The sequence below is a fragment of the Streptomyces lasalocidi genome, assembly GCF_005280215.1.
Taxonomy (GTDB): Bacteria; Actinomycetota; Actinomycetes; order Streptomycetales; family Streptomycetaceae; genus Streptomyces; species Streptomyces longwoodensis.
This window is the reverse complement of record NZ_SZNQ01000001.1, coordinates 1,109,686-1,134,625: the sequence shown is the minus strand read 5'-3', so window position 1 is coordinate 1,134,625 and position 24,940 is coordinate 1,109,686. Positions and strand designations below refer to the sequence as shown.

Below are 24,940 nucleotides of genomic sequence, written 5' to 3'. Positions count from 1 at the left end.
GTGGGGGGTGCGGTGAGGTGTCGTAGACATGACAGTGCTCTGGTCCAGACCTTTCGTCAAGAGGTCTGGACCAGACGTACGGGAGAGCCGGCCGGCGGCAGAAGGTGATCTTGTGTTCGCCTGCCCGCACCGCGGGTGAACCGTGGTGAGGCTCGGGCGTCATCTTCGGTCGCTACGATGCGCGCCGGGGTCGCGTCCCAGGAGGGCGCGGGAACGTTTCCTGAGGGGGATCACCTGTGTTCGTGCTGTCCATCGTGCTGCTCATGGCGGCCGTCGTCCTCTTCCTCGTCGGCCGGCACCGGGAGGTGACGGGCTGGAAGCTCGGGGCGGTGCTCAGCGGGGTGGCGGGGCTGCTGGCGGCGGCGTTCGCCTGTGTGCACGTCGTGAGCGCCTACGAGGTCGGCGTCCCGGTGACCTTCGGCACGATCGGTACGCCGCTGAGGTCCGGCGTGCACTTCAAGTCGCCGTTCACCGACGTCACGTCCTTCTCGACCCGCCCGGTCGATCTCGACCTCAACGGCAAGGACGTCGTCGAGGTCCGCTCCTCGCAGGGCGGTGTGCTGTACGCCGACGTCACCATCAAGTGGGCCGTGGCGCCGGCGAAGGCGGTCGAGCTGTACCGGCTGGCGGGCAGCGAGGAGGCCGTCGAGCAGCGGCTGGTGCTGCCCGACGCCCGCGAGATCATCCGCAACGTCTTCGCCGAGCAGACCAGCGAGGAGGGGTACGCCTCCGCGCGCGAGCAGATCGGCTCCGAGATCGCCCGCCTGGTGAAGGAGCGCCTGGCGCCGCGCGGGATCGACGTCACCACCGTCAACCTGCGCAACGTGCGGCCGTCGGACAGGCTGCAGGAACAGATCGACAAGAAGATCCAGCAGGAACAGGCCACCGAGCGGGCCACGGAGGCGGCCCGTACGGCGAAGGCCGAGGCGGAACGCAAGCGGATCGAGGCGGAGGGCATCGCCGCCGCCAACAAGATCCTCGAACGTTCGCTCAGCGACAAGGTCCTGTACAACCAGTGCCTGGAGGCCTACAGGGAGGCCGCCAAGGCCAACCCGGTCTACGCGGTCCCGTGCGGCACGGACGCCAACGGCACACCGGTGATCGTGGACAGCGGCAAGAGGTGACACGGCCGCCCCGGTGGGCCCGGTCAAGCGCGACCACGGCGACTGCCCGCTGGGCACCGGAGGGCGGTGGGTGCAAGGATCGGTCTCCCGTGGCTCGCCAGTGCGCTGCTGTCGCAGCGGGATGGACGGGCCCACGTTTGCGGCAGGGGGACGGACCAGGCATGCCGACGATTCACCGTGAACCGCGCTTCACCTACGACGAGTTGCTCGACCTCGTCGAAGGCCAGCTCCGGGTGGTGGAGCTGACCGCCATCAACGCAGAGATCGGCGGCCCCGGCGAGCGGCTGTGGCTGACCGAACCGGGAGCGGGTGCGGACGTCTACCGGCTGTGGCGCAAGGGCAGGGGCACACGCACGTACTGGGCCGTGGACAAGGACCGCCCCTGGGAGGCGCTGGTCTGGCTGCGCGAGGGACTCACCGATGTGCTGGAGCGCCTCACCAGGCCCGGATCGGCGACCCGGTACGCCCTGGAGGAGGGCCGCGAGGAGCGGGACCTGGCCGTGCTGACCGAGCTGGAGACCGTATGGCTGTCCGGTGTGTCGCCGCTGGGTGAGGCGTACGGCCCGCGGGGCGCGGATGTGGCGGTGAACCACTTCCTCCTCATCCCGGCCCAGGCCGAACTCGCCCGGGCCACCGCAGTGCGCTCCCGCGTGCTGCGGGAACACTTCGGCACCGGCCCGCAGGCCGCACAGCGGGTCGCCTCCGAGATGGGCTGGGAGCCGGCCAGAGCGCACAAGACACTGGCCGCGTGGGACGAGTACCGGCGCTGGGTGCGCGAAGGAGCGGCCCACGCCCGTGCGACGGTCCCGGTACACCGGCCGGCGGGCGACACCGGCCTGCCCGACCTGCTGGCGGCCACGCTGATGACCGCTGCCTGCGGAAGCGAAACCATCGTTCCCGGCCGGCCCAGCCCCATCGCTCTGCCGGACGCACTGGCGTGCTGGTACGTCTTCAGCCGGGACCTCGGCGCCTGCATCGCCGTCGCGGACGAGGCCACCTACGGGCCTGGCGCCGATCCGGGGGAGTACATGCACCTCGTCCCGGTCGCCATGGTCCTGGACATCGGCTGGACCGTACGGGACGGCCTGATCGTCTCACTCCTGCCTCACGACGGCTTCGGTGTCTCGTACGACGAGGAGGCGATCCTCGCCGGCGGCGGCAGACCCGTCGAGAGCTGGGGAAAGGCCGACACGGCGAGCTCCCCCGACGGGCCGACGGGTGAGCTCTGAAGCACGGCCCAGCAGGGCGTGTTGCACCCCGTACGTGCGCTACCAGAAGCTCAACGACGGCCGCTGGAAGCGGGAGTGGACGGGTCCTTCCAGTGGGGCGACTCCTCGGTGCAGGGCGTCGTGGTGGCCGTGTGCGCGGGGACCAGGGCACCGTGGCAGCGCGGCAGCCACTGCAAGCTGGTCTGACGAGCCGGTCCGCCTTGCGGGCACGGGCGTGACCGCCGCACGTCGGTCCCATCCGTCGGGGAAGCGCTCAGGCGCGTACGGAGGAACGTCCTCGGGCAGGACGGCGTGTCGTCGCCGGGTCGACGCGGGCTGCGGTCGAGGCTGTGGCCGTGCGACGGCTCGATGGACGACCGGCATCAGGAGGGTGAGGCGCATGCTCGTTCTGGGCCGTTCGCAGGTGGAAGCCCTGCTCGACATGGACGCGCTGATCGATGCCCTCGCCCCGGCGATGGCAGACCTCAGTGCGGGCCGCGCCTCCGTGCCCGACCGTGTCGCCGCCCTGGTACCCGAACGCGAGGGATTCCTCGCGGCCATGCCGGGCCACCTGCCGTCGGCCGGGGCGCTCATCACCAAGCTGGTGTCACTCTTCCCGCACAACGACGGGGTACGGCTGCCCACGCACCAGGCGCTGATCGTGGCGTTCGACCCGGACACCGGCCGGCCCGCCGCACTGCTGGACGGTACGGCCATCACCGCGGCGCGGACCGCCGCCTGCTCCGCGCTGTCGGCCCGGCTGCTGGCCCGCGAGGACGCGACGGTGCTGGCGGTGCTGGGCACCGGCGTGCAGGCACGGTCCCACGCCCGCGCGATCTGCAGGGTCCGCCCGATCCGGCAGATCCGCGTCGCCGGCCGGGACGCGGCTAAGGCAGCCGCCCTGGCCGAAGAACTCTCGGCCCGGTTCGAGGGTGAGGTCCGGGCCGTGTCCGGCTACGCCGAGGCGCTCGACGGCGCGGACATCGCCGCGGCGACGACGCACGCCGTCGAACCGGTGATCCGCCGTTCCTGGCTGACGCCCGGCGTGCACATCACGTCCGTGGGGTACAACCCGGCCGGCCGCGAGGTCGACGACGCCACGGTCACCCAGGCACTGGTGTGCGTCGAATCGCGGCAGGCCGCGCTTGCCCCGTTCCCCGCCGGCAGCAACGACCTGCTCGTGCCGATCCGCGACGGCCTCATCACAGCCGAGCACGTGCACGCCGAGCTGGGCGAACTCGTCGCGGGCAGCAGACCGGGACGCACCTCACCGGACCAGATCACCCTCTACAAGTCGGTCGGCGTGGCAGCGCAGGACGCCGCGGCCACGGCCCTGGTCGTCGCCTCCGCGCGCGAGCAGTCGATCGGCGAGGAGATCACGCTGCAGTGATGCCCGTACCCGCAAAGGACCACGGCGGCCGTCATGTGAAGGCGCGGTCCATCGCGGACCTCCGCACGTACCCCGCCCCGCTACGGGTTCGCGGGTCCGGGGAACCGGGCGGCGGGCCCGGCTCCCCGGAGGGCGGTGTCAGCGGTTGAACGTCAGGCGCGGTGCCGCGTTGCGGGCCAGGCCGTGCACCTGGTCGGGCCACCACGCGCCGGCGGGCGGGTCGACGATCCCGTACTCGGGGTCGACGGTGCCGCCCGTGCCGCGGGTGCAGCTGCCGTCGGACTCGCCGGGCACCTTGATCCACAGGTAGGCGTCGGTGAGCGGCACCCCCGTGTCGGCGGTGGGCCGCGGGCCGAGACCGCGGCCGGGCGCGTTGCACCAGGGCTCCGGGTCGCCGCTGTACTTGCCGGGCTCCGGTGTCCAGGCGCCCAGGCCGTTGCGGCTGGTGTCGATGACGAAGTGGCTCAGCGCGGTGGCCGGCGGCGTGCCCGCGTTCTGGTCGAACCAGGCGTCCGTCCACCGCCAGGTGGCGGGGTCGGCGGAGTTGACGCTGTTGCCGGGCGTGCCGTCGTTGGGGGCGGCCGCCGAGTAGTACTGGCTGGCGCACCAGTCGGTGTGGCCGCGGGCCGGTGCGGGCCCCTCGGTGGCGTACCACATGCACTCGGCTATCCAGGTGCCGTACCGGGCGTTGTGGTCGGTGGGGTGGGTGTTGGACACGTTGAGCGAGAAGCCGTCGCCCTGGCGGACCCCGGCGTCCAGCAGCCGCTGGGCGATGTCCCCGACCGCCCGCCACTGCACGTTCCCCGCGTCCAGGTAGACGGCCGTGTGCGGCCGCGCCTTCAGGGTCTTCACGGCGTACGCGAGGTCGGCGACGCGGGTGGCCGTGAGCTCGCCGGTCGGATCGGTGGCCGGCCCGCAGTCCTTGGGCAGCAGCGCGAGCCCGTCGGGTTCCACGACGACGACCGCACTGCGGTCGCCGATCCCGGCGGCGAAGGCGTCGATCCACTGCCGGTACGCCGCCGAGGACGCGGCCCCGCCGCTGGAGTACTGCGAGCAGTCCCGGCCCGGGACGTTGTACGCGACCAGGACCGGGGTCCGGTGCACGGCCCCGGCCCGCCGGACCAGCGTGTTCACCCCGGCCCGCACCTCCTGGGGCGTGCCCTCGGTGAACCACGCGGCCTGGGGCCAGCTCGCCAGCTTCGCCATGTTCGCGGCGTCCGCGAAGTCCCCGCTGCGCACGTCCGCGAGCGCCTGCTTCGCCGCCTTGCTGTGCGGATCCACGTAGAACCGGGTGGCCGGGGTGACCTCGCCCCGGCCCTGGGCGGCACCGCCCGGCACCGGGGCGGCCGCCGCCTGCGTGGCGGTGAGCGCCAGGCAGGCGGTGAGGGCGGCGACGGCGGCGGCCGTGCCGCGTCCCGGGCTGCGTGCTGTCATGACTGCTCCTGATCGACGAGAGGGGTGGGTGGGGGCGTGTGGGGGTCGCGGGGGCGCGTCAGTAGCCGTAGATCATCTTGTAGGCCACTTCGGGGAGGAACTGCCCGGCCGTGGACCCGGCGCCCACGCCGCAGTTGCCGTCGGACTCGCCGGGCGTCTTGATCCACAGCAGCATCTCGGCGCCGCCGCCGAGCCGTGTGGGGGTGCCGATGCGGCGGCCCGACGGATTGCACCACTGTCCGTTGGAGCCGTTGCCGTTGCGGCTGGTGTCCACGACGAACGGCTTGGTGTAGCCGTAGCGGGCGCTCAGCGCGCTGTTCACGGCGTTGCCGTAGGCGGTGTTCTCCGCCGTGGTGAAGTAGTTGGAGATGTTGAGGGAGAAACCGTGGGCCTGGCGCAGGCCGGCGTCGTTGAGGCGCTGGGCCATCGTCGCGGCGCTCGCCCAGCCGGGGTTGCCGGCGTCCAGGTAGACCCAGGTGTTGGGGGCCTGGCGGGCGAACTGGCCGAGCGCACCGCTCAGCATGCCCTGCCGCTCGGTGATCTGAGCCTGCGTCATGCAGCCGTAGTCGCCGAGGGAGTCGGGTTCGAGGAGCACCACGGCCGGGCGGTTCGCGATGCCGCCCGCGAACTGCGCGATCCAGGTGGCGTACGCGGACGCCGATGACGCCCCGCCGGCCGAGTGCCCGCCGCAGTAGTCGCGGTTGTAGATGTTGTAGGCGACGAGCAGGGGCAGCTTGTCCCGGGCGTCCGCGGCCCCCGCGTACGCCCCCGTGGCGGTGCCGATGCTGCCGCTCCAGGAGCCGAACCAGCGGGCCATCGGGGTGTTCGCGATCGCGGAGTTGATCGCGGACGCCCGGCCGTCGCCGGGGTTGGCGGCGGCCCACCGCTTGGCGCTGGAGTCGGGGTCCACGTAGAACCCGCTGGTCATGCCGGTCGGGTCCGCGGCGTGGGCGGACGGTGCGACGGCGAGCGCCAAGGGCAGGGCGATCAACCCTGCCACCAGGGCGCGGAGTCTGCGGCGCATGACGTACCTCGATTTCCTGGCAGGGACGCGCGCACGCCTCGTCCGGGCGTGCGACGCGCTGGTCAGGTGCGGTGGAACGGCGCCCCGGGACGGCGGCTCTCCGGCGGGGGTGCCCCACCCATGGGCCGGACGCCGATCTCTGGGAGCGCTCCCATTGGAAGCGGTTCCAGTCACGGCGAGGGGGCTCCGGGGTGTGCTAGGTATCGTGTGGCGAGCCGCAGGAGCTGTCAAGAGCCGTCACACGAAGCCCTGTTCACGACGGCTCGGGGCTGCGCACGGCTCTTCCCGCGGGGCGATCCACACCCTAGAGTCGGCAGAACTGGAAGCGTTTCCAGTCATGTTCAGCGCCGCCGGTCCGTGCCGGCGGCCGACGACCGAAGGGGCAGCGGCCGATGCCAGCAGGTCCGTCACGACGGCAGCCCACACTCGACGAGGTCGCCGAACACGCCGGCGTCTCCCGCTCCGTGGCCTCCCGTGCTCTCAACAACGCCCCCCACGTCAGCCGCGCCAAGCGCGAGGCGGTCGAGCGGGCGGTACGGCTGCTCGGCTACGTCCCCCACCCCACCGCCCGCGCCCTGGCCACCCGGCAGACGGGAGCCGCCGCCCTGGTCGTCTCCGGGGAGGACCCCTCGATCTTCGCGGACCCCTTCTTCGCCGAGGTGATCGTGGGCGCGTCGGCCGCCCTCGACGAGGCGGACCTGCACCTGATGCTGTGCCTGGCCGCCTCCGACCGGGGCCGCAAGCGGGTGGAGGACCTCCTGCGGTGCAGGGGGGCCGACGGCGTCATGCTGATGGCGCTGCGCGAGGACGACCCGCTGGCCCGACTCGCGGAGGAGGCCGACCTGCCCGTCGTGTTCGGCGGCCGGCCGGTCGGCCCGGCCCCCCGCCACTACGTGGACGTCGACAACACCGGCGGCGCGCGCGAGGCGACCGAGTACCTCCTCGCCCAGGGCCGCAGGCGGGTCGCCACCCTCTGCGGGCGGCTGGACACCGAGGCGGGCCGCGCCCGGTACCGCGGCTACCGGGACGCCATGCTGGGGGCCGGACTCGAGCCGCTGCCGCCGCAGGAGGGCGACTTCACCGAGCCCAGCGGGGCCGCCGGGATGACCGCGCTGCTGTCGCGGCACGCCGACGTCGACGGGGTGTTCGCCGCCAACGACAACATGGCGGCGGGGGCCCTGCGCACCCTGCGGGCGGCCGGCCGGTCCGTGCCGGACGACATCGCGGTGGCCGGGTTCGACGACCTCGCCGTCGCCCGCATCGCCGACCCGCCCCTGACCACCGTCCACCAGCCCGTCCGGGCGCTCGGCCGGGAGATGGCGCGCATGCTCGTCGCGCTGGTCAACGGGCAGGACCCCACCCCGCTGATCCTGCCGACCCGGTTCGTGGTCCGCGCGAGCGCCTGACCGCCGCGCCGGCCACCGGGGACGACGGAGCACCGGCCCGAGGACGCACCGCTCAGCCCTGACGCACCGCCAGCGCAAGGAAGCGGTCGTCCTCGTCGACGTACGACGTCAGGCGCCAGCCGGAGTCGGCGAGGAGCGGCCGCAGGCGCGGCTCGGCGCGCAGGTCGTCGTCGGTGATCTGCCGTCCCTGACGGGCGGCGAGGGCCGCCCGGCCGATCGGGTGGAACAGGGCCAGCGTGCCGCCGGGGCGCACCACGCGCGCGAGTTCCCGCAGGTTCTCGGCCGGGTGCGGCAGGTGGGCGACGAGCCCCGCGGCGAAGACCGCGTCGAGGCACGAGGAGCGCAACGGGAGCGCCACCACGTCGGCCAGCAGCAGCCGCCCGTCGCGGTCGCGCCCGGCCCGCACGGCGGCCTCCAGCATCGCGGCCGTCAGGTCCGCTCCCACGACCACCCCGGAAGGCCCCACGGCCGTCCGCAGCGGCGGCAGGGCCCGGCCCGTGCCGCAGCCCGCGTCGAGCACCCGGTCACCCTCCCGCAGGCCCAGCTCGGCGACCGCCGCCGCGTAGGCGGGGCCGTCGTCGGGGAAGCGCCTGTCCCAGTCCGCGGCGCGCGCGGCGAAGAACTCCCGCACGCGCGTGTGGTCGTTCGTGTGATCGTCGCTCATACGACGCATGATCCCTCACCCGACCGTCACCGGCACGGATGACGGATCTGCGCACACGTTCGAGCGCGAGTCGGTGCGAGGCGGTCGCTCCGGCGTATTTCCCTGTCATGTTCCGCCGGCTTTCGAAACGCGCCCCCTCGGTGCGCCGGTGCCCCCCTAACGTCCTCTGGCCATGGGACACCTGGACCACGCCACCTTCGGCTGGCTGACCCCCGTGCTGTCGTACGCCATGGCGTGCATCGGCGCCGCCCTCGGGCTGCGCTGCACCGTCCGCGCGCTCGGTGCCACCGGGCGCTCACGGCGCAACTGGCTCCTCACCGCCGCCTCGGCGATCGGCACCGGCATCTGGACGATGCACTTCGTCGCCATGCTCGGCTTCGGCGTCAGCGGCACCGACATCCGCTACGACGTGCCGCTGACCGTGCTCAGCCTCCTCGTCGCCATGGTGGTCGTCTGCGCCGGCGTGTTCGCCGTCGGCTACGGCCGCGACCGCACGCGCGCGTTGCTGCTCGGCGGCCTGACCACCGGGCTCGGCGTGGCGAGCATGCACTACCTCGGCATGGCCGCCGTCCGGCTGCACGGCGACATCACCTACGACCCGGTGCGCGTCGGGCTGTCCGTCCTCATCGCGGTCGTCGCCGCCACCGCGGCCCTCTGGGCGGCCCTCCACACCACGTCACCCGTCGCCGTCACCGTCGCCTCCCTCGTGATGGGCGCGGCGGTCAGCAGCATGCACTACACCGGGATGTTCGCGGTGAGCGTGCGGGTGACGCCCTCGGGGACCGCGCTGCCCGGGGCCACGGCGATGCAGTTCATCTTCCCCCTCGCCGTCGGCCTCGGGTCCTACCTCTTCCTGACCTCGGCCTTCGTCGCCCTGTCGCCCACATCGGGGGAGCGTGGGGCGTCCGCGTCGGCACAGGGCCACGACGAGCGGGGCACACAGCCGGGCGAGCGGAGCGGCACCGGTGGCCGGCCGGCCCGGACCGCGTGAAGCGCTCCGACACGCCGACCGACGCCCGGACCGCGTGACCCGCCCCGACAGGCCGACCGGTGCGAACCGCGTGAACCGCCCCGGCCGGCCGGACGACCCGCACCGGACCAGCGGGCCGGTGACCCGACGACCCGCCCCACCCGCCCCCAGCGAGGAGGCCATGCGTACACCCCGCAGGACCCCGACAGCCGGCGCGCAGCCGCCGCGCCCGGTACGCGGCCGCCGCGCACACGCCGGACCACCGGCCGACGAGACCCCGGACGAGCTCCTGGCCGACGCCGCCCCCGACGCCGGACCTGACGCCGACGCCGACGTCGGTGCTTCCGGCAGCGCGACCCCCCGGCCGCGACGCCGGAGCATCCGCCCCCGCACCGTCCGCGCCAGGATCGTCTGCCTGCTGATGGTGCCCGTCGTCTCCCTGCTGGCCCTGTGGGGGTACGCCACCGTCACCACCGCCCAGGACGTCTCCCGGCTGCGGCAGTTGCAACGGGTCGACGCCCAGGTGCGCGCCCCCCTCGCCGACGCCGTGGCCGCGCTCCAGGCCGAGCGGCAGGCCGCCGTCCGCCGGGCCACTGCCCCGCGCGCGGAGCAGGACGCCGACCTCGGGGGACTCGCCCGGGACACCGACCGGGCCGTGGCCGCGCTCCGCCTCGGCGACGACGGCACCGTCGCCGACGCCCAGGAGCTGCCCTCCGGAGTGGCCCAGCGCCTCGAGGCGTTCGTCTCCGGCACCGAGCAACTGCGCCCCCTGCGCACGGCGGTTCTCGACGGCCGCGCCGACTGGCGGACCGTGTACGACCGCTACTCGGCCACCATCGCGCGCGCCTTCGCGGTGGGCGGCGCGCTGAGCGGCATCCAGGACGCCGAACTGGGCTCCGACGCACGCGTCCTGCTCGAGTTCTCCCGCGCGGGCGAGGCACTCGCCCAGGAGGACGCGGTCCTCGCGAGCGCCCGCCCGGCCGGCCGCCTTGACGGCGAGCGCCTGCGCCTGCTCACCGGCGCCGTCGACACCCGGCGCGCGCTCACCGCATCGGCCGTCACCGACCTGCGCGGCCCCGAACGCACCGCCTGGCGCACCCTGTCCGGCAGCGCCCCCTACGCCACCCTGGCCGCCGCCGAGGACGACGTACTCGCCGAACGGCCCGGGACGCGCGCCCTCGCCGCCGTTCCCGCCGACCCGTGGGACACGGCGCACGCACGCGTGCAGGACGGCATGCGCTCCATCGAGGCGGACGCCGGGCGCGAGGTCGCCCGTCGCGCCGACCCCTTCACCCGCGGCCTGCTCACCCCGGCCGGCGCCGCCGTGCTGCTCGGCCTGCTCGCCGTCTCCGCCTCGCTCGTCATCTCCGTGCGCATCGGCCGCGGCCTCGTCGTCGAACTCGTCGGCCTGCGCAACGGCGCCCTGGAGATCGCCCGCCACAAGCTCCCCGAGGCGATGCGGAGGCTGCGCGCGGGCGAGGAGATCGACATCCGCGCCGAAGCACCGCCGGGACCGCCCGCCGAGGACGAGACGGGACAGGTCGCCGAGGCCCTGGGCACCGTGCACCGCGCCGCCCTGCGGGCCGCCGTGGAGCGCGCCGAACTCGCCAGCGGCATCTCCGGCGTGTTCGTCAACCTCGCGCGCCGCAGCCAGGTCCTGGTCCACCGCCAGCTCAGCCTCCTGGACAGCATGGAGCGCCGCTCCGACGACCCCAACGAACTCAGCGACCTCTTCCGCCTCGACCACCTCACCACCCGCATGCGCCGCCACGCCGAGAGCCTGATCATCCTGTCCGGAGCGGCACCCGGCCGGGCCTGGCGCACGCCGGTCTCGCTGACCGACGTCGTCCGCGCGGCCGTGTCCGAGGTCGAGGACTACGCACGCGTGGAGGTGCGCCGGCTCCCCGAGACCGCCGTGGCCGGCGCCGCCGTCGCCGACGTCACCCACCTGCTGGCCGAACTCGTCGAGAACGCGGCGCAGTTCTCACCGCCGCACACGCGCGTGCGCGTCACCGGGGAACCCGTCGGCAACGGCTACGCCGTCGAGGTGGAGGACCGCGGGCTGGGCATGGGCAGGGAGACCCTCGCGGAGGCCAACCGGCGCATCGCGCAGTCCGAGGCGCTCGACCTGTTCGACAGCGACCGCCTCGGCCTGTTCGTGGTCAGCCGGCTCGCCTCCCGGCACGGCATCAAGGTCCACCTGCGCACCTCGCCCTACGGCGGCACCACCGCCGTCGTCCTGCTGCCCACCGCGTTGCTGCACACCGGCGAGCCGCAACGGTCCCGCCCGGAGCGGGCGATCGCGGGGCGGGGCACAGAGGACGCGTACGCGCGCGTACCCGCCGACGACCGCCCCGAAGCGGCCGTACCGCACGAGGAGTTCACCCCTCGGCGCGAAGCCGCCCGCAGAGGGGCCGTCCCCGCGCCCACCGACCGGCCGGCCCTCGTCGCCCCCGCGCGCGTGGACGCCCGGGGCCCGGACGACGGCGACCCGCCGCCCCCCAAGGTCACCGCCCTGCACCCGCACCGCTCCCCGGACGACGCCGACGGCACGGACGGTCTCCCGCGCCGGGTCCGCCAGGCGAGCCTCGCCCCCCAACTGCGCCGCGCACACGCCGAGGACCCCGCCGGGCCGGACCACGCGCGCGAGGACGGGTCCCGTACGCCCGAAGTCGTACGGGACCGGATGGCCGCCCACCGGGACGGCTGGGCACGCGGCGGCGGCAGACGACCCGGCCGCGGTGCCGGCCTCGAGTCCGCACCGGGCAGCGACAGTGAAGGAGATCCCGCATGATCCAAGGCCCGAGCTCGAGGATGTCCCAGCGGTCCGGTGAACTCGACTGGCTGCTGGACGACCTGGTGCTGCGCGTGCGCGAGGTGCGGCACGCGGTGGTGCTCTCCAACGACGGCCTCGCCGTGGGCGCCTCCGACGGCCTGACCCGTGAGGACGCCGAGCACCTGGCCGCGGTGGCGTCCGGCTTCCACAGCCTCGCCAAGGGGGCCGGCCGGCACTTCGGCGCCGGCGGCGTCCGCCAGACCATGGTCGAGATGGACGACGCCTTCCTGTTCGTGGCGGCCGCGGGCGACGGCTCCTGCCTGGCCCTCCTCACCGCCGTCACGGCCGACATCGGCCTGGTGGCGTACGAGATGGCCCGGCTCGTCAAGCGCGTGGGGGAGCACCTCTACACGCCCCCACGGGTCGGCTCGCACCCGCCCGCCGCCGGATGAGAGCGGAAGGCGGCGCACCCGCATGACCGAGGAGGACCTGACCGGCTCCCCGCATGAGCCGGGCAGCCAGTGGTACGACCACGAGGCCGGACCCCTCGTCCGCCCGTACGCCATGACGGGCGGACGCACCCGGCCCGGGCCCGCCGGGGTGCGCTTCGACCTGATCGCGCTGGTCACCCTCGACCGGGGCGCGCCGGCCGACGACCCCGCGCTCGGCCCCGAACACCGCGCGCTGGCCGACCTGTGCCGCGCGGAGACGCAGTCCGTGGCCGAACTCGCCGCGGGCGCGGACCTGCCGGTGGGGGTCGTCCGGGTGCTCCTCGGCGACCTGCTGGAACTCGGCCGCGTCACCGTCAGCCGTCCTGTCCCGCCCGCGCAGCTGCCCGACGAACGCATCCTGCGCGAGGTGATCGCGGGGCTGCGGGCCCTATAGAGGAAGAGGGAAGTCACCATGGACTCCGAGCACGCCGACACCACGGGCGGCGAGACGTCCCCCCTGGCGTTGAAGATCCTGGTCGCCGGCGGATTCGGCGTCGGCAAGACCACCCTGGTGGGCGCCGTCAGCGAGATCCGGCCGCTGCGGACCGAGGAACTGCTCAGCGAGGCGGGCCAGTCGGTCGACGACACCGACGGGGTGGACCACAAGGTCACCACGACGGTCGCCATGGACTTCGGCCGCATCACCATCCGCTCCGGGCTCTCGCTGTACCTGTTCGGCACGCCCGGCCAGGACCGCTTCTGGTTCCTGTGGGACGAGTTGTCCCAGGGCGCCCTCGGTGCCGTGGTCCTCGCGGACACCCGGCGCCTGGAGGACTGCTTCCCCGCGGTCGACTACTTCGAGCACCGGCACATCCCGTTCGTGGTGGCCGTCAACTGCTTCACGGGCGCGCGGACGTACGGCGTCCCGGACGTCTCGCGCGCCCTCGACCTCGACAACGGGACCCCCGTCGTGCTGTGCGACGCGCGCGACCGCGACTCGGGCAAGGAGGTCCTGATCCGGCTCGTGGAGTACGCCGGGCGGATGCACACCGCCCGGCTGCTCGACTCGGTGGGCTGACCGCGGCCGGCGCCGGGTGCGGCCCGCCGGCGCGGGAAGCCGTCAGTCCGCGCCGTCACCCGTGTCGCCGGCCCGCGCTGTCAGTCGGCGCCATCAGCCGGTGCCTTCAGCCGGCGCCGTCAGTCCGCGACGGCCTTCTGCGCCAGCACCTTCTCGATGCCGACCCGCACCAGCAGCTCGCCCGGCACCCCGTTGCGCGCGCCGAACTCCTCGGCGCGCTCCTCGCCCATGTAGCGGGCGCCGATCCGGGCCGCCCAGTGCCGCAGCTCGCCGGGGTCCTCCGAGAGCCGCGCCCGGCCCTGCAGGACCACGAAGTCGAACGGCGGCCGGTCGTCGTCCACACACAGGGCGACCCGCCCGTCCCGCGCCAGGTTGCGCCCCTTGACGGTCTCCTTGCCGGTGTTGAACACCAGCTCGTCCCCGTCGAGCAGGAACCAGATCGGCGCCACGTGCGGGCTCCCGTCCGCCCGGACGGTGCACAACTTCCCTGTGCGGGTGCCCTCGGAGACGAACGCCCGCCATTCCGTGTCGGTCATCTTCTGTGCCATGCCCCCATCCTCCTTGCCCGCCGCCCGGTCGTGGGGAAGGCTTGCTGACACGTCCCGTCCGGGCGTCACGGGACGCCTCGCGCGGGGAACGCACACGGGGAACGGCACTGGGGGAGAACCGACCATGGCTCAGAAGCAGGGACTCGACTGGCTCCTGGACGACCTGACCGAGCGCGTCGACCACGTACGGCACGCCCTGGTGCTCTCCAACGACGGCCTGGTCGCCGGCGCCAGCACCGGGCTGCGCCGCGAGGACGCCGAGCACCTCGCCGCCGTGTCCTCGGGGCTGCACAGCCTCGCCAAGGGCTCCGGGCGCCACTTCGGCGCGGGCCAGGTGCGCCAGACGCTGGTCGAGTTCGACGACGCGGTGCTGTTCGTGACCGCAGCGGGCACCGGCAGCTGCCTGTGCGTCCTCAGCGGGGCCGAGGCCGACTTCGGGCAGATCGCCTACGAGATGACCCTGCTCGTCAACCGCGTCGGCGAGCACCTCACGGTCGACGCCCGACGCCCGGAACAGGCCCCGGACACAGAGCTCTGACCTGGGGTTTCGGTGTGGCCGCGGAGTTATCCACAGGCCTCTGCGGGGTGACGCGGATCCGGCTACGGTTTTTTCCGAGGCCGCCGCGGACGGCGCGGGGCCCGCCACTCCACGGGGGAGACCATGTCCGTGCACACCGTCACCGCATCCCCGGCCGAGACCTGCGCACCCGGCCGCGCCGCCCGCGAACTCGGCCTCAAGCGCAGCGAGCTGGACCTCGCGGCCCGCCTGGGCCGGATCAGGACCGTGCCCGACGAGGGCGGCGGGGGTCGCCGTGTGCCGCGTGCCGAGATCGACCGGCTGAGCGCCGAGCCGGGCTTCCCCGAGGCGCTGCGGGAGAGCGTCCGGACCGTCGGGACCCGGGAGGCCGCGGAGCTGATGGAGGTGGCACCCACCCGGTTCACCCGCTTCGCGCGGGCCGGGCTGGTGGTGCCCGTGACGTTCTACCTCAACCGCTACCGCGCCGTCGTCTGGCGCTACCTCGCCGACGAGCTGCGCGCCTTCGCCGCCGCCCCGGAACACGCGGGCCTCCTGCACGGCCCCACCCCCGAGACGCTGCGCGGCCCCCTGGCGGCGGGCCTGGACCTGCGGGCCCGCAACTGGCGCGGCCGGCACCTCGGCTTCCTGCTGCGGCAGGCCGAGGACCCGTGGCAGTGCGCCGGCGCCCTGGCCGCCCTGCTGGACCCCGTGCACATCGCGGAGGTCGTCACCGACCCCTACGAGCGCGCCCACCTCGGCCGGTTCCGGCCGGCGCCACCCGGTCACGGCACCCCGGGCTCGCCGGCCGCCCTGCTCGCCGAGCGGATCGCCACGGCCGACGACCCGGACGAGATCGCCTGGCTGCGGGCCGACCTGACCCACGCCCTGGCGCAAGCCCGCGACGAGCGGCCCGCGCCCCGCCCCGCGACGGCCGCACCGACAGCCCCCATGCCGACCGCGACGGCCGCACCGGCACCCGTACCGCCGACCGCACCGCCCGGCGAGCGGCTTCCCGAGCGTGGCCGAGTGCGCCTGCTCGGCTGGCTGCGGCGCGGCGGGACATGACCTACAGGGCGCGGAACAGACCCTCCTGGACGACCGACACCAGCAGACGCCCCTCGACGTCGTAGATCCGGCCGCGGGCGAGGCCCCGCCCGCCCGTCGCGATCGGGGACTCCTGGTCGTACAGGAACCACTCGTCGGCGCGGAACGGCCGGTGGAACCACATCGCGTGGTCCAGCGACGCCATGTCGAAGGTGCGCGGCCCCCACAGGGGTTCGATGGGGATGCGGACGGCGTCCAGGAGCGTCATGTCGCTGGCGTAGGTGAGCGCGCAGGTGTGCACCAGCGGGTCGTCGCCGAGCGGGCCGACCGCCCGCATCCACACCGCGCTGCGCGGCTCGGCGCCCTTCACTTCCTCCGGGCTCCAGCGCAGACGGTCGGCGTACCGGATGTCGAAGGGCTGCCGGCGCGCCATCCGCTCGAACTGCTCCGGCAGCGCGCCCAGGTGCTCCCGGACCTCGTCCGCCACGGTCGGCAGCGACTCGGGGTCCGGCACCACGCGGGCCGGCGGCAACTGGTGCTCGAAGGGACCGTCCTCGGGCCGATGGAAGGAGGCGGTGAGATTGAAGATGGTGCGCCCCTGCTGCACCGCGGTGACCCGGCGCGTCGTGAACGACCGGCCGTCGCGCACCCGCTCGACCTGGTACACGATCGGCACGCCCGGCCGGCCCGGGCGCAGGAAGTACGCGTGCAGCGAGTGCACGGGCCGGTCGCCCTCGGTGGTGCGCCCCGCCGCGACGAGCGCCTGGCCCGCCACCTGGCCGCCGAAGACCCGCTGCAACGACTCGTGCGGGCTGCGGCCGCGGAAGATGTCGACCTCGATCTGCTCCAGGTCGAGCAGGTCGACCAGCCGTTCGGCCGGGTTCGTCATGGGCGTGCTTCTCCTGTGGTCGGGACGGGGTGGGATCCGCTGTGCCGCCCGCCCCGGGGGCCGGTGGTGCGGGGTGCGCTCACAACTGCCCGACGGCGGTGACCCGCAGCACGGCGCGGCCCTCGGCGTCGGAGGCGTCGAGGTCGACCTCGGCGCTGATGCCCCAGTCGTGGTCGCCGTTCGGGTCGTCGAAGATCTGGCGGACCCGCCACAGGCGCCGCTGCGGCTCCTCCTCGATGACGAGCAGCTTCGGACCGCGGGCGTTCGGGCCGGTGCCCAGGTCGTCGTACTCGTCCCAGTACGCGTCCATCGCCTCGCCCCAGGCGTCCGCGTCCCAGCCGGACTCGGCGTCCATCTCGCCCAGCTCGTCGACGTGGTCGAGCGCGGCGAGCTCCACCCGGCGGAACATCGCGTTGCGCACCAGGACCCGGAAGGCACGCGCGTTGTTGGTGACCGGCTTGACCTCGTCGGCCTTCTCCTGGGCCTCCTCGGCGGTCATCACCTCCGGGTTGGCCAGTTGCTCCCACTCGTCCAGCAGGCTGGAGTCGACCTGGCGGACCATCTCGCCCAGCCACTCGATCAGGTCCTGCAGGTCCTCCGACTTCAGGTCGTCGGGGATGGTGTGGTCCAGGGCCTTGAAGGCGCTGGCGAGGTAGCGCAGCACGATGCCCTCGGTGCGCGCCAGCTCGTAGTGCGACACCAACTCCGTGAAGGTCAGCGCCCGTTCGTACATGTCGCGGATGACGGACTTCGGCGACAGCGGGTGGTCGCCGACCCAGGGGTGGCTCTTGCGGTACGTGTTGTACGCGTGGAAGAGCAGCTCCTCCAGCGGCTTGGGGTAGGTGACGTCCTGGAGGCGCTCCATGCGCTCCTCGTACTCGACGCCGTCCGCCTTCATCGCGGCCACCGCCTCGCCGCGCGCCTTGTTCTGCTGGGCGGCGAGGATCTGCCGCGGGTCGTCGAGGGTGGACTCCACGACGGACACCATGTCCAGCGCGTACGACGGCGACTCCGGGTCGAGCAGTTCGAACGCGGCCAGCGCGAAGGTGGACAGCGGCTGGTTGAGCGCGAAGTCCTGCTGGAGGTCGACCGTGAGACGGACGATGCGCCCCTCGGCGTCGGGCTGGTCGAGCTTCTCGACGATGCCGCCGTCCAGCAGCGAGCGGTAGATCGCGATGGCCCGGCGGATATGGCGCAGCTGCTGCTTGCGCGGCTCGTGGTTGTCCTCCAGCAGGTGGCGCATCGCCTGGAAGGCGTTGCCCGGCCGGGCGATCACCGACAGCAGCATGGTGTGCGTCACCCGGAAACGGGACGTCAGCGGCTCCGGATCCGACTCGATCAGCTTCTCGAAGGTGTTCTCCGTCCAGCCCACGAAGCCTTCCGGGGCCTTCTTGCGGACCACCTTGCGGCGCTTCTTCGGGTCGTCGCCGGCCTTGGCGAGCGCCTTCTCGTTCTCGATGACGTGTTCCGGCGCCTGCGCGACGACGTAGCCCGCCGTGTCGAACCCGGCCCGCCCGGCGCGCCCCGCGATCTGGTGGAACTCCCGCGCGCGCAGGGTGCGCACGCGGTTGCCGTCGTACTTGGTGAGGGCCGTGAACAGCACCGTGCGGATCGGCACGTTGACGCCGACGCCGAGCGTGTCCGTCCCGCAGATCACCTTCAGCAGACCGGCCTGCGCGAGCTTCTCCACCAGCCGCCGGTACTTGGGGAGCATGCCGGCGTGGTGCACGCCGATGCCGTGGCGGACGTAACGGGAGAGGTTGCGGCCGAAGGAGGTGGTGAAGCGGAAGTTGCCGATCAGCTCGGCGATCTTCTCCTTCTCCTCCCGCGAGCACATGTTGATGCTCATCAGCGCCTGCGCCCGCTCGACGGCCTGCGCCTGGGTGAAGTGCACGATGTACACCGGGGCCTGCTTGGTCTCCAGCAGGTCGGTCAGGGTCTCGGTGAGCGGCGTGTACCGGTAGGCGTAGGACAGCGGGACGGGGCGGGTCGCCGAGCGGACCACCGAGGTGGGGCGGCCGGTGCGGCGGGTGAGGTCCTTCTCGAAGAAGGACACGTCACCGAGCGTGGCCGACATCAGGACGAACTGCGCCTGGGGCAGTTCGAGCAGCGGGATCTGCCAGGCCCAGCCGCGGTCCGGCTCCGCGTAGAAGTGGAACTCGTCCATGACGACCTGGCCGACGTCCGCCTGCCTGCCGTCCCGCAGCGCGATCGACGCCAGCACCTCGGCGGTGCAGCAGATGACCGGGGCGTCGGCGTTGACGGAGGCGTCGCCGGTCAGCATGCCCACGTTCTCCGTGCCGAACTGCTTGCACAGCTCGAAGAACTTCTCCGAGACCAGTGCCTTGATCGGCGCCGTGTAGAAGGTGACCTCGTCGCGAGCCAACGCCGCGAAGTGCGCCCCCGCCGCGATCATGCTCTTGCCGGACCCGGTGGGCGTCGAGACGATCACGTTCGCCCCCGAGACCACCTCGATCAGCGCCTCCTCCTGGTGGGAGTAGAGGGTCAGACCGCGCTCCTGCGCCCACGACTCGAAGGCTTCGTACAGGGCGTCGGGGTCGGCGGTCGGCGGCAGCTGATCGATGAGGGTCACGTCCCCATCTTGCCTGCCCCGGCCCCCGAGGGGGGAATCGGCTGCCGGTCCGAAGATCGCGACCGTTACGCTGTGGCGCCGACGGAGCGTCATCGCACCGGGTCAACTGGACAGCGGCACATGAGGAATGGGGCGGACGAGGGCCATGATGGGACCAGCACACTCACTGTCGGGCGCCGCCGCCTGGCTCGGCGTCGGGGCGGCCGTCGCCGCGGCCGGACACCCGATGCCCTGGCCCGTCCTGCTGACCGGCGCGCTGATCAGTGCCGGTGCCGCGCTGGCTCCCGACCTGGACCACAAGGCCGCCACCATCTCCCGCGCCTTCGGCCCGCTCTCGCGGTGGCTGTGCGAGATCGTCGACAAGCTGTCCTACGCCGTCTACAAGGCCACCCGCAAGCAGGGCGACGCCCGCCGCTCCGGTGGGCACCGCACCCTGACGCACACCTGGCTGTGGGCGGTGCTGATCGGCGCGGGCGCCTCGGCGCTGGCGGTGGCCGGGGGCCGCTGGGCGGTGCTGGCGATCCTGTTCGCGCACATGGTGCTGGCCATCGAGGGCCTGCTGTGGCGGGCCGCCCGGGGCTCCAGCAGCGATGTGCTGGTGTGGCTGCTGGCGGCGACCAGCGCGTGGATCATCGCGGGGATGCTCGACAAGCCGGGCAACGGTTCGGGCTGGCTGTTCACCGAGCCGGGGCAGGAGTACCTGTGGCTGGGGCTGCCCATCCTGTTGGGCGCCCTGGTGCACGACATCGGGGACGCCCTGACCGTCTCGGGCTGCCCGATCCTGTGGCCGATCCCGATCGGACGCAAGCGCTGGTACCCGCTGGGCCCGCCGAAGGTGATGCGGTTCCGGGCGGGCAGCTGGATCGAGCTGAAGGTGCTGATGCCGGTGTTCATGCTGCTCGGGGGGCTGGGCGGCGCGGCCGCGCTCGGCTTCGTCTGAGGAAGCCCGCGGGCCCCGGCCGCGTCACCTGTGGCCACCGCGTCGACGCGGGCGCCGAAGGATCAGCCTTCCGCGTCCGCGTCCGTTCCGGCTTCCGCGTTCGCTCAGGCCTTCGCCGAGCCCTCGCCGTAACGGCGCTCGAAGCGGGCGACGCGGCCCTCCGTGTCCACAGTGCGGGCCTTGCCGGTGTAGAAGGGATGGCTCTCGGAGGAGATCTCCACGTCCACCACCGGGTAGGTCTCGCCGTCGTCCCACTCGATGGTCTCGTCGCTGGAGGCCGTGGACCGGGTCAGGAAGGCGTAGCCGGCGGCGCGGTCGCGGAAGACGACCGGGTGGTAGTCGGGGTGCTTGTCCTGCTGCATGCGTGCTCCTCGTGCCGGGTCGGTGCGTACGGCGGGCGCGGCGGGGGCCGCGTCGCCCCGGGAGGCGGCGGGTCAGCCGGACAGGGCGTCCCCGTCGACGATGTGCATCGCGGCCTCCTCGGCGGAGGCGGCCGCCCCGTCGATGCCCACGTCGGTGGCGACCAGGGCGCTCTCCTCGTCCTCGTGCACCCCTTCGTCCGGTGCCACGAGCCGTCCGGAGCGGGCCGCGCCGACCTCCTCGTCGAGGAGTTCCCCGTCGGTGTCCTCCGAGTCACCGAGACCGTCACCGTCCGGGACGGCCAGGTCCGGCAGCTCCTCGGCCAGCCGCTGGTCCAGCGTCTCGCCGCGCAGCCGCTCGGCCGCCGTGATGCCCTCGTGCTCCACGGCCCAGGGCTTCTCGGGAGGGGACCAGCCGCGGTCCAGGGGGTTGTCGACGTCGTCGTCCTCGAGGGTGTCCTCCTCGTCGAGCAGCCCCGAGTCGTCCTGGATGTCGGAGGCATCGGGCTGGTAGACGTCGTCTCCCCATCCGTCGGCGCTGTTCACGGGTACCTCCAGGGGGTGGGGACGGGCCCGTACGCTCCACGGCCGACGGGGATCCGACGCCGGGCCGGGCACCGACCGCGCACGGAAGGCGCCGGACACGGCCCGGTCGCTCCCCGTACGGGTGCCGCTTACCAGCGTTCCATCCCGCTCGGCGACCGCGCAACGGCAGCGCGTCCGCGAGGGGCCGGCCCGCGGCGGAGCGACCCGGCCGCGCCCCGGTGGGCGGAGCCCCGGCGCCCCCGCCCACCGCGACCACCCTCCGCCGGGGCCGACCTGCCTCTTTCCCCGAGGGCCGCCCGCTCCTCCTCACCCATGCCACGACCTCCACAGCGCCGCGTACGCTCCGTCGGCCGCCACCAGCTCGGAGTGGCTGCCCAGCTCGCTGATGCGGCCGTTCTCGACGACGGCGATGACGTCGGCGTCGTGGGCGGTGTGCAGGCGGTGGGCGATCGCGACGACGGTGCGGCCGTCGAGGACGCGGGACAGGGAGCGCTCCAGGTGACGGGCGGCACGCGGGTCGAGCAGCGAGGTCGCCTCGTCCAGGACCAGCGTGTGCGGGTCGGCCAGCACCAGACGGGCGAGCGCGATCTGCTGGGCCTGCGCCGGGGTGAGCGCGGCCCCGCCCGAGCCGACCTCGGTGTCCAGGCCGTCATCCAGCGCCCGTGCCCAGCCGTCGGCGTCGACCGCGCCGAGCGCCGCCCACAGCTCGGCGTCCTCGGCGTCGGTGCGGGCCAGCCGCAGGTTGTCGCGCAGGGAGCCGACGAAGACATGGTGCTCCTGGTTGACGAGGGCGACGTGGGAGCGGACCCGTTCGGCGGTCATCCGGGACAGTTCGGCGCCACCGAGGGTGACGTGGCCGTCCCGGGGCGCGTAGATGCCCGCGAGCAGCCGGCCCAGGGTGGACTTGCCGGCACCCGAGGGGCCGACCAGGGCCAGCCGGGTGCCGGGTGCGACGGCGAGGGACACCTCGCGCAGCACGTCGACGCCCTCGCGGTAGCCGAAGCGGACGTCGTCGGCGCGCACGTCCCGGCCCTCGGGGGCGAGCGAGGCGCGCCCGGCGTCGGGCTCGATCTCCCGCACACCCACCAGCCGGGCCAGGGACACCTGGGCGACCTGGAGCTCGTCGTACCAGCGCAGGATCAGGTTGACCGGGTCGACGAGCATCTGCGCGACGAGCGCGCCCGTGGTCAGCTGGCCCACGCCGATCCAGCCCCGCAGGACGAACACCCCGCCGAGCATCAGCACCGAGCCGAGCACGGTGAGGTGCACCAGGTTGATCACCGGGAACAGCACCGAGCGCAGCCAGAGCGTGTACCGCTCCCACGCCGTCCACTGCCGGACCCGCAGCTCCGACAGCTCGACGCGCCGCCCGCCGAGCCGGTGGGCCTCGACGGTGCGTCCGGCGTCCACGGTCTCGGCGAGCGCGGCGGCCACGGCGGCGTACCCCGCGGCCTCCGAGCGGTAGGCGGACGGGGCGCGCCGGAAGTACCAGCGGCAGCCGACCACCAGCAGCGGCACCGCGACCAGCACGGCCGGCGCCAGCGGCGGCGCCACGACCACCAGCCCGGACAGCAGCAGCAGCGCCCACATCACGCCGATGGTCAGCTGCGGCACGGCCTCGCGCATCGCGTTGGCGAGCCGGTCGATGTCCGTGGTGATCCGGGACAGCAGGTCGCCCGTCCCGGCCCGCTCCAGCACTCCCGGCGGCAGCCGCACCGACCGCACCAGGAAGTCCTCGCGCAGGTCGGCCAGCATCCGCTCGCCGAGCACGGCCCCGCGCAGCCGCATCTGCCGCACGAAGACCGCCTGGACGACCAGCGCGACGACGAACAGCGTGACGGTCCACCCGAGACGCAGTTCCCGGGTCCCGTCGGCCACCCGCTCCACGAGGTCGCCCAGGAGCCAGGGGCCCACCATCGAGGCGACGGTGGCGACCGTGTTGGCCGCGACGAGCAGCAGGAAGGCACGCCGGTGCCGGCGCAGCAGTTCGCCCACGTAGCCGCGTACGGTGGCGGGGGCTCCGACGGGCAGCGTGTGGGCCGTCGTCGGGGCCGCCGGGTCGTACGCCGGGGGCGCGACGCCGATCATGCGGTCTCCTCGATCTCTTGCAGCTCTTGCAGCTCTTCCAGCTCTTGCAGTCCGGCCAGGTCCTCCGCGACCGGCGCCGCCGCACCGACCCGATGCGGACGCCGCTCATCCCCGCGCCGCTCACCCACCTGCCGCTCGCCCGGGCCTGCTTGTCCCTCGCCGTCCGGTTCGCGCGTGACGACGGCCCGGTACCGCGGCTCCTCGTGCAGCAGGTCCCGGTGCGTGCCGACCGCCGCGACCTCGCCGTCGTGGACGAGGACGACCCGGTCGGCCCGGTCCAGCAGCAGCGGCGAGGAGGTGAACACCACGGTCGTGCGTCCGGACCGCAGGTCGCGTACGCCTTCGGCGATGCGGGCCTCGGTGTGGGAGTCGACGGCCGACGTCGGCTCGTCCAGCACCAGCACCTCGGGGTCGGTGAGCAACGACCGCGCCAGGGCGAGCCGCTGGCGCTGGCCGCCGGACAGGGAGCGCCCGCGTTCGGTGATCCGCGCGTCCATCGGGTCGTCGGCGTCCAGGGAGCCCTGCGCGAGCGCGTCCAGGACGTCGGCGCACTGCGCCGCCCCCAGCGCGGCCGCGGCGCTGACCTGGCCGGACGCGGGCACGTCGAGCAGGTCGCGCAGCGAACCCGACAGCAGCACCGGGTCCTTGTCCTGGACGAGGACGGCGGCCCGCGCGCTGTCCAGGGGCAGTTCGTCGAGCGGCACGCCGCCGAGCACGACGGAGGGCCCCTCCTCGGAGGCGTGTCCGCCGAGCCGCTCCGCCAGGCGCCCGGCGGTGTCCGGGTCGCCGCAGACCACCGCGGTGAGCCGGCCGGCGGGCGCGAGCAGCCCGGTCGCCGGGTCGTCCAGGTCGCCGGAGGGCGCGTCCGCGGCGCGCGACCCGCCCGCGTCCGTGAGCCGCTCCAGCGACAGCACGCGTGCGGCGCGCTTCGCGGACGGGCGGGAGAAGGAGTACGCCATGGCGATCTCCTCGAAGTGCCGCAGCGGATACGCCAGCACCATCACGGAGCTGTAGACGGTGACGAGTTCGCCGACGGAGATGCGGCCCTCGCGGGCCAGGTGGACGCCGTACCAGACGACCGCGATGAGCAGCAGCCCCGGCAGCAGCACCTGGATGGCGCTGATCAGCGACCACATCCGGGCACTGCGCACGGCGGCGTGGCGGACCTCCTGGGAGGCGCTGCGGTAGCGGTCGAGGAACAGGTCCTCACCGCCGATGCCGCGCAGCACCCGCAGCCCGGCGACGGTGTCCGAGGCCAGCTCGGTGGCGCGGCCGGCCTTCTCGCGCTGGACGTCGGCCCGCCGGGTGGCGGGCGGCAGCAGCGGCAGCGCCGCGAACGCCACCACGGGCAGCCCGACGGCGACGACCACGCCGAGCGCCGGCTGGTAGACGACCAGCCCGACGCAGACCAGCAGGACGGTGAGCGCGGCCGCGGAGAACCGGGACACGGCCTCCACGAACCAGCCGATCTTCTCGACGTCACCGGTGGAGACCGCCACGACCTCACCCGCCGCGACCCGCCGGGTCAGCGCGGAGCCCAGCCGCGCGGCCTTGCGGGCGAGCAGCTGCTGCACGCGTGCGGCGGCGGTGATCCAGTTGGTGACGGCGGCGCGGTGCAGGAAGGTGTCCCCGACCGCGGTGGCCGCGCCGCACAGGGCCATCAGGCCCCCGGCGAGGGCGAGCCGCGAGCCGGAGCGGTCGACGACGGCCTGTACGGCGTACCCGACGCAGAACGGCTGCGCCGAGACGGCGACGAAGTGCAGCAACCCCCAGGCGAGGGACTTGAGTTGCCCGCCCAGCTGGTTCCGGCCCAGCCACCACAGGAAGCGGGGGCCCGAGCGCGCGTCCGGCACACCGGGGTCGGGATAGGGAAGGTCTTGGATACGCATGACGTCCCAGTGACTCGTGTCG

At 73.9% G+C, this 24,940-nt stretch carries 22 protein-coding genes; 12 read left to right on the top strand and 10 right to left on the bottom strand.

Annotated features, from left to right (window positions below; genetic code table 11):
• Window positions 1-236: 236 nt before the first annotated feature.
• The 3 genes from E4U91_RS04925 to E4U91_RS04915 all read left to right on the top strand — a co-directional run bounded on the left by E4U91_RS04925 (window position 237) and on the right by E4U91_RS04915 (window position 3,722).
• A complete protein-coding gene (locus E4U91_RS04925; protein WP_137305519.1) occupies window positions 237-1,124 on the top strand; it encodes a prohibitin family protein in 888 nt (295 codons plus the stop codon).
• Window positions 1,125-1,285: 161 nt separating this feature from the next.
• Complete coding sequence (locus E4U91_RS04920) at window positions 1,286-2,353, top strand: hypothetical protein (protein WP_137305517.1); 1,068 nt, start codon at window positions 1,286-1,288, stop codon at window positions 2,351-2,353.
• A gap of 379 nt (window positions 2,354-2,732) precedes the next feature.
• On the top strand, window positions 2,733-3,722 hold the full coding sequence (locus tag E4U91_RS04915) for an ornithine cyclodeaminase family protein (RefSeq protein WP_137305515.1): 990 nt from the start codon (window positions 2,733-2,735) through the stop codon (window positions 3,720-3,722).
• Window positions 3,723-3,860: 138 nt separating this feature from the next.
• Here E4U91_RS04915 and E4U91_RS04910 read toward each other — a convergent pair whose 3' ends face one another.
• Window positions 3,861-5,156 carry a glycoside hydrolase family 6 protein gene (locus E4U91_RS04910; RefSeq protein WP_137305513.1) on the bottom strand — a complete coding sequence of 432 codons (1,296 nt, stop codon included), beginning with the start codon at window positions 5,154-5,156 and terminating at the stop codon, window positions 3,861-3,863.
• Between the two features lie 58 nt (window positions 5,157-5,214).
• Window positions 5,215-6,180 (bottom strand): glycoside hydrolase family 6 protein, encoded by a 966-nt coding sequence (locus E4U91_RS04905; RefSeq protein WP_137305511.1) that lies wholly within the window; start codon window positions 6,178-6,180, stop codon window positions 5,215-5,217.
• Between the two features lie 392 nt (window positions 6,181-6,572).
• Between E4U91_RS04905 and E4U91_RS04900 the strand changes: the two genes are divergently transcribed.
• Entirely contained in the window at window positions 6,573-7,586 is a 1,014-nt protein-coding gene (locus tag E4U91_RS04900) for a LacI family DNA-binding transcriptional regulator (RefSeq protein WP_137305509.1), read from the top strand.
• Window positions 7,587-7,638: 52 nt separating this feature from the next.
• Here the strand turns inward: E4U91_RS04900 and E4U91_RS04895 are convergent, their stop codons facing one another.
• Window positions 7,639-8,259 carry a class I SAM-dependent methyltransferase gene (locus tag E4U91_RS04895; protein WP_404767939.1) on the bottom strand — a complete coding sequence of 207 codons (621 nt, stop codon included), beginning with the start codon at window positions 8,257-8,259 and terminating at the stop codon, window positions 7,639-7,641.
• 163 nt (window positions 8,260-8,422) lie between these two features.
• Here E4U91_RS04895 and E4U91_RS04890 point away from each other — a divergent pair, with 163 nt between their 5' ends.
• From E4U91_RS04890 to E4U91_RS04870, 5 genes are all read left to right on the top strand, one after another.
• Window positions 8,423-9,241 carry an MHYT domain-containing protein gene (locus E4U91_RS04890; RefSeq protein WP_137305506.1) on the top strand — a complete coding sequence of 273 codons (819 nt, stop codon included), beginning with the start codon at window positions 8,423-8,425 and terminating at the stop codon, window positions 9,239-9,241.
• 160 nt (window positions 9,242-9,401) lie between these two features.
• On the top strand, window positions 9,402-12,014 hold the full coding sequence (locus E4U91_RS04885) for a sensor histidine kinase (RefSeq protein WP_137305504.1): 2,613 nt from the start codon (window positions 9,402-9,404) through the stop codon (window positions 12,012-12,014).
• Window positions 12,011-12,448 carry a roadblock/LC7 domain-containing protein gene (locus tag E4U91_RS04880; RefSeq protein WP_137305502.1) on the top strand — a complete coding sequence of 146 codons (438 nt, stop codon included), beginning with the start codon at window positions 12,011-12,013 and terminating at the stop codon, window positions 12,446-12,448. The genes E4U91_RS04885 and E4U91_RS04880 overlap by 4 nt, the downstream gene beginning before the upstream one ends.
• Before the next feature lie 22 nt (window positions 12,449-12,470).
• On the top strand, window positions 12,471-12,881 hold the full coding sequence (locus E4U91_RS04875) for a DUF742 domain-containing protein (RefSeq protein ID WP_137305500.1): 411 nt from the start codon (window positions 12,471-12,473) through the stop codon (window positions 12,879-12,881).
• A gap of 18 nt (window positions 12,882-12,899) precedes the next feature.
• Complete coding sequence (locus E4U91_RS04870; RefSeq protein WP_137305498.1) at window positions 12,900-13,505, top strand: GTP-binding protein; 606 nt, start codon at window positions 12,900-12,902, stop codon at window positions 13,503-13,505.
• A gap of 119 nt (window positions 13,506-13,624) precedes the next feature.
• Here E4U91_RS04870 and E4U91_RS04865 read toward each other — a convergent pair whose 3' ends face one another.
• Window positions 13,625-14,053: a PPOX class F420-dependent oxidoreductase gene (locus E4U91_RS04865; protein WP_137305496.1), complete on the bottom strand. Its 429-nt coding sequence runs from the start codon at window positions 14,051-14,053 to the stop codon at window positions 13,625-13,627.
• A 124-nt stretch (window positions 14,054-14,177) separates the two neighbouring features.
• Between E4U91_RS04865 and E4U91_RS04860 the strand changes: the two genes are divergently transcribed.
• Window positions 14,178-14,591, top strand: a complete 414-nt coding sequence (locus tag E4U91_RS04860; RefSeq protein ID WP_137305494.1) for a roadblock/LC7 domain-containing protein — start codon at window positions 14,178-14,180, stop codon at window positions 14,589-14,591.
• Window positions 14,592-14,714: 123 nt separating this feature from the next.
• On the top strand, window positions 14,715-15,635 hold the full coding sequence (locus E4U91_RS04855) for a DUF6397 family protein (protein WP_137305492.1): 921 nt from the start codon (window positions 14,715-14,717) through the stop codon (window positions 15,633-15,635).
• A 1-nt stretch (window position 15,636) separates the two neighbouring features.
• Here E4U91_RS04855 and E4U91_RS04850 read toward each other — a convergent pair whose 3' ends face one another.
• Together E4U91_RS04850 and E4U91_RS04845 are read right to left on the bottom strand one after the other, a co-directional pair.
• On the bottom strand, window positions 15,637-16,503 hold the full coding sequence (locus E4U91_RS04850; RefSeq protein ID WP_137305490.1) for an acyl-CoA thioesterase: 867 nt from the start codon (window positions 16,501-16,503) through the stop codon (window positions 15,637-15,639).
• Between the two features lie 79 nt (window positions 16,504-16,582).
• Window positions 16,583-19,096, bottom strand: coding sequence for a DEAD/DEAH box helicase (locus E4U91_RS04845; protein WP_168218068.1), 2,514 nt, complete (start codon window positions 19,094-19,096; stop codon window positions 16,583-16,585).
• 145 nt (window positions 19,097-19,241) lie between these two features.
• Between E4U91_RS04845 and E4U91_RS04840 the strand changes: the two genes are divergently transcribed.
• Window positions 19,242-20,036, top strand: coding sequence for a metal-dependent hydrolase (locus E4U91_RS04840; protein WP_137305486.1), 795 nt, complete (start codon window positions 19,242-19,244; stop codon window positions 20,034-20,036).
• 104 nt (window positions 20,037-20,140) lie between these two features.
• Here the strand turns inward: E4U91_RS04840 and E4U91_RS04835 are convergent, their stop codons facing one another.
• From E4U91_RS04835 to E4U91_RS04820, 4 genes are all read right to left on the bottom strand, one after another.
• Window positions 20,141-20,398: a type B 50S ribosomal protein L31 gene (locus E4U91_RS04835; RefSeq protein ID WP_067227662.1), complete on the bottom strand. Its 258-nt coding sequence runs from the start codon at window positions 20,396-20,398 to the stop codon at window positions 20,141-20,143.
• 72 nt (window positions 20,399-20,470) lie between these two features.
• Window positions 20,471-20,941: a DUF5709 domain-containing protein gene (locus E4U91_RS04830; protein ID WP_137305484.1), complete on the bottom strand. Its 471-nt coding sequence runs from the start codon at window positions 20,939-20,941 to the stop codon at window positions 20,471-20,473.
• A gap of 306 nt (window positions 20,942-21,247) precedes the next feature.
• Entirely contained in the window at window positions 21,248-23,029 is a 1,782-nt protein-coding gene (locus tag E4U91_RS04825) for an ABC transporter ATP-binding protein (protein WP_137305482.1), read from the bottom strand.
• Window positions 23,026-24,918: an ABC transporter transmembrane domain-containing protein gene (locus tag E4U91_RS04820; RefSeq protein WP_137305480.1), complete on the bottom strand. Its 1,893-nt coding sequence runs from the start codon at window positions 24,916-24,918 to the stop codon at window positions 23,026-23,028. The genes E4U91_RS04825 and E4U91_RS04820 overlap by 4 nt, the downstream gene beginning before the upstream one ends.
• Window positions 24,919-24,940: the final 22 nt, after the last annotated feature.